Annotated in this window: 6 protein-coding genes; 5 read left to right on the top strand and 1 reads right to left on the bottom strand. The window is 59.2% G+C overall.

The features are described 5' to 3' along the window. The 5 genes from Q0216_RS03965 to Q0216_RS03945 form a co-directional block, all read left to right on the top strand. The coding region (locus Q0216_RS03965) for a hypothetical protein (protein ID WP_298593107.1) at positions 1-508 on the top strand (508 nt) is incomplete at its 5' end. A gap of 63 nt (positions 509-571) precedes the next feature. Beyond that, positions 572-946 (top strand): hypothetical protein, encoded by a 375-nt coding sequence (locus tag Q0216_RS03960; RefSeq protein ID WP_298593105.1) that lies wholly within the window; start codon positions 572-574, stop codon positions 944-946. 8 nt (positions 947-954) lie between these two features. Continuing rightward, positions 955-1,440 (top strand): DUF2746 domain-containing protein, encoded by a 486-nt coding sequence (locus Q0216_RS03955; protein ID WP_298593103.1) that lies wholly within the window; start codon positions 955-957, stop codon positions 1,438-1,440. 41 nt (positions 1,441-1,481) lie between these two features. Continuing rightward, positions 1,482-2,066: a peptidoglycan recognition family protein gene (locus Q0216_RS03950; protein ID WP_298593101.1), complete on the top strand. Its 585-nt coding sequence runs from the start codon at positions 1,482-1,484 to the stop codon at positions 2,064-2,066. Further along, positions 2,059-2,262, top strand: coding sequence for a hypothetical protein (locus Q0216_RS03945; RefSeq protein ID WP_298593098.1), 204 nt, complete (start codon positions 2,059-2,061; stop codon positions 2,260-2,262). Before Q0216_RS03950 ends, Q0216_RS03945 begins: the two co-directional genes overlap by 8 nt. 289 nt (positions 2,263-2,551) lie before the next feature. On the opposite strand, the gene Q0216_RS03940 is transcribed toward Q0216_RS03945, so the two are convergent. Beyond that, a partial coding sequence (locus tag Q0216_RS03940; protein WP_298593096.1) for a tyrosine-type recombinase/integrase occupies positions 2,552-3,626 on the bottom strand: 1,075 nt, incomplete at its 5' end.

Raw genomic sequence — 3,626 nt, 5'->3', positions numbered from 1 at the left:
TGAACCCGGACCCAAGGGCGACCCGGGCGGGCTGGACGCGGAAGCAGCCGCACTTGTCCAACGCCTCGCATCAGGGGCAACCCCGCGCGATACCGGCTGGCGGCGCGTCGAATCTCCCGCCCTCGCCGCCGGATACCTCTTCTACCGCCGGATTGGTGACTGGTGCATCATCGCCGCCCGCGGCGGCACCTGGGACACCATCACCGTCCACGACCGCCCCGACATCACAGATGCTACCTATCGGGACGTAGGCGCAAAAATTCGTCTTACCGCGACCACCCCGCCCGGTTGGCAATCCAACCAGCCGGTAATAGCCCCCGTGGTCACAGACGATGGAGAATCCCGAGGCATCCTCATTCTCCACGCCCAGAGTGACGGGAATCGTATCACCTGGCGCCGCGGAAACCTCGACCTTTCCCCCGTAAACCGCACCTACCTGCGGTGCGGGCTGCTCATCTACCCAGCCACCGACCCGTTCCCAACCACACTGCCGGGCACCCCAGCATAAACACAGCATGGGACGCGGGAACACCAAAAAAATTTATTCACTTAGAAAGGACGGTAACCCGACATGGCTACCATCGCACAAGAACTCGCAGCGTCCCAGGACGCCGACCTGCTCAAGCGCGCTACCCAGGCCGCCCAGCGCCAGCGCATCCCCAACGCACAGTACTCCGTGGAAGCAAACATTGGACTGCTTGTCTCCCTGCCCGCCGGGGCAGGCTCCACCCAGACCATCGCAGACGAACACGCCTACGCCGTCACTGAGCATGCCAAGGCTGTGGCTGCACTGGATGAGGCGCAGGCCGAGCTGAATGCCAAGCGTGCCGCGCTTGCTTCCCCTGGTGCGGACCCTAACCGTGTGACTGACGAGTATTTGATGTACGCGATTGGTGTGCTCTTCAAGGCGCCGAACGCCGAAGAAACCGCCGCCGCGGGAGAGTAAGCGAGGGTATGTTGCCAGAGATTCCCCGCATCGGGCACCCGGTGCTGGACGGCATCATCCAAGCCGTCGTCTCAGTTGGAGCCGTGCTCTTCTCCCTGCTGATTGTCTGGCTTAAGTGGGGTGCCCCGCAATGGGAGCGTCTGAACTCGAAGGTGCGCTCCATCAAGGAGCAGACCAACAACAGCCATGAGACGAACTTGCGCGATGACTTGGATAAGGTTCTTGCGCAGGTGGAGCAGGTGAGCGAAGCACTGACACAGATGCAGGGCGAGACGAATACCGCCCTGCTGAACGTGGTGAAACGCTTGGATACCATCGCCGAGGACTTTACTACAGCTCGCGCCGAGCACGCCGATTTTCGGCGAGATATTGGCGGGTTGCGGGATGAGATGCGGCATGCGCGCAAGCGCCATGATGCCAGCGAGGACAGGATTACCGCCATCGAAAAACTGGGTGGCTCATCTTTTGCCCGCGCTATGAAGAAGGAAGATTAGCCCCCAACATGGGGGCTTCAACATTTAAGAAGGAGCCTCATATGAAGTATCAGGACATCACCGAGTGGAACGCCACCTCGTTCACCTCGGAGAATCGCACTATCAACGACATTGACACCATCGTTATCCACCATTGGGGTAATGACGGTCAGCGCTTCGAGGACGTGTGTAATTTCTTTGCCGGCGGCCCCGGCACCTCCGCACATTTTGTGGTGGAAGCTGGCCGCTGCGCCCAGCTTGTGGAGATTAAGGACGTCGCCTGGCATGCAGGCAACTGGGCGGCAAATAAGCGCTCGATTGGCATCGAGTGCCGCCCCGAAATGAGCAATGAGGACTTTGAGACCGTCGCCCAGGTAATCGCAGACCTGGAGACCTACTACAACAAGTCCTTCTACGTCCATGGTCACAAGGACTTTTTCAACACTGCCTGCCCCGGCCGCTGGTACGACCAGCTCGACCGCCTTATCGACCGCGTCAATGCAATCAAGGAGGGAAAGGTCGAGCGTGGTGTCGAGAATGTCCCCGCGCCGCTGGACAAGGCAGAGGTTTCGGCTCTGCGTGCGTCCTGGGAGAAGCTGCAGAACGCAGTAGACGAGCTCGGTAAGGAGATTGAGAACAATGCGTAAGATGTCTGAATCGCAGGCGGCAGCGTTTCGAAAATCACTGTACGCGCTGGCTCCTGCACTGTCTGCGGTGCTGGTCGTCTTCGGCATCTGGACGAACGAACAGGCCGCTGTTGTGACTGGAGCCGTAACCCCCATCATCACCACCATCCTTGCGTATTTCAATACGGACCCGAGCATGTACACCGACGAGGAATAGACGCCTTATTCGCAGATAGAATAAAAGCGTCAAAGTGGGGAGTAAATGGGGACTAACCCCCGATACACCCACTCTCTGCCCCGGAATATCAAGGAAGTCAGGCTTTTTCGTAAACAAGGCTTTCTAATGTGAGAGCGCACACGTAACAGGTGTGCAAACTATATGAACCCCCGTATTTCCCCTGATTGACTAGGGGAGATGCGGGGGTTCTTCTTTTTTATCCAGGGTCTAATACTGGTTTATTTTCGGGGTTTACTGGTTTCAAAATGGCGAGTAAATAGCGACCAAATTACGCCGCCGCCAGCCCCTCCAGCACGTCCGCGAACCCAGCCTTATTCTGACGAGCCACATACGCGCTCAAGGTCTGTGCCTCCGAGGCGTGACCAAGCTGCAGAGACGCTTCAGCCAGACCAAGATGCTCATCAAGGAACGTCGCTGTCGTCCTTCTGAGGACATGCCAGGTCACCCACTCCAAATCCGAGCCCTCCAGCGCGCGGATGAGCCAAGTCCTAGCGGAGTTGTACGCCAAAGACTTGCCGCTTTGCTCGAACACGAAGACCGCATCTTCTTCAGCCTCAGCCCTGCGCCTGCGCAGGACGGCTAGGACAAATGGAGGCAACTGCAAGGTACGCGGCTCATGGGTCTTTGTGTCAGCCTGCCAGCCAACCTTTTGCACGAGTGTTCCACAGATCGTGGCAGTCCCAGCGTCAAGGTCTACATCTTGCCACCGCAGACCCGCGCCCTCACCCCAACGGCAACCAGTGCCTAGAAGCACATCGACAAGATCAGGCAACCACCCACCATAAGTCGGTGTGGGGGAGGGGGTAGCTACGAGTCGCCGCAGCTCTTGAACCTGCTCCAGGGTTAACGCCCTCACCTCTTTCTTCTTGGTCTTGACGGTGCGGGTAGATAGGACGGGATTGTGGGGGATTGCGCCAAGCCTCACAGCCTCATCCAAAGCCATCTTGAGCACGAGCCTCTGGTTGTAGCGGACGCTGGATGCTTCAATCGTCGACAGGTACCCGTCAATCGTGCCTGCGGTCAGCTCTCTCAACTGCAAGGAGCCTAGATGCGTGGCAACCCGTGAGGACCACAGCGTGTAATTACGCACCGTGTTAGTCGCCAGCCCGTCCAGCCCGTCGAGCCACCGTTGGAGCGCGATTTTGAGGGTGGTGGAGCCACTGAGGACGGCACCGGCGGCAGGCAACGCCGCCAGCTTCGCCTTGAGCTTGAGTTCAGCTGCGGCTTTGGTGGGGGCCTGGGCGGTGACGTCACGGCGCACGCCCCGATGGTCGCGATAGCTGGCTCGGGCACGCCAGACCTTCGGGCGGATGCGGGTCAGGTTGATGACGCCGTGAGATCGG

Source organism: uncultured Rothia sp., assembly GCF_937976295.1.
Lineage (GTDB): Bacteria > Actinomycetota > Actinomycetes > Actinomycetales > Micrococcaceae > Rothia.
Note: the sequence above shows the minus strand (reverse complement) of the source record. Positions and strands in the feature narration are given on the sequence as shown.

What these genes read in the sequence shown, in the direction of transcription:
- Q0216_RS03960 (WP_298593105.1), top strand. Translation starts at nt 572, where the DNA reads ATGGCTACCATCGCACAAGAACTCGCAGCGTCCCAGGACGCCGACCTG.
- Q0216_RS03955 (WP_298593103.1), top strand. Translation starts at nt 955, where the DNA reads ATGTTGCCAGAGATTCCCCGCATCGGGCACCCGGTGCTGGACGGCATC.
- Q0216_RS03950 (WP_298593101.1), top strand. Translation starts at nt 1,482, where the DNA reads ATGAAGTATCAGGACATCACCGAGTGGAACGCCACCTCGTTCACCTCG.
- Q0216_RS03945 (WP_298593098.1), top strand. Translation starts at nt 2,059, where the DNA reads ATGCGTAAGATGTCTGAATCGCAGGCGGCAGCGTTTCGAAAATCACTG.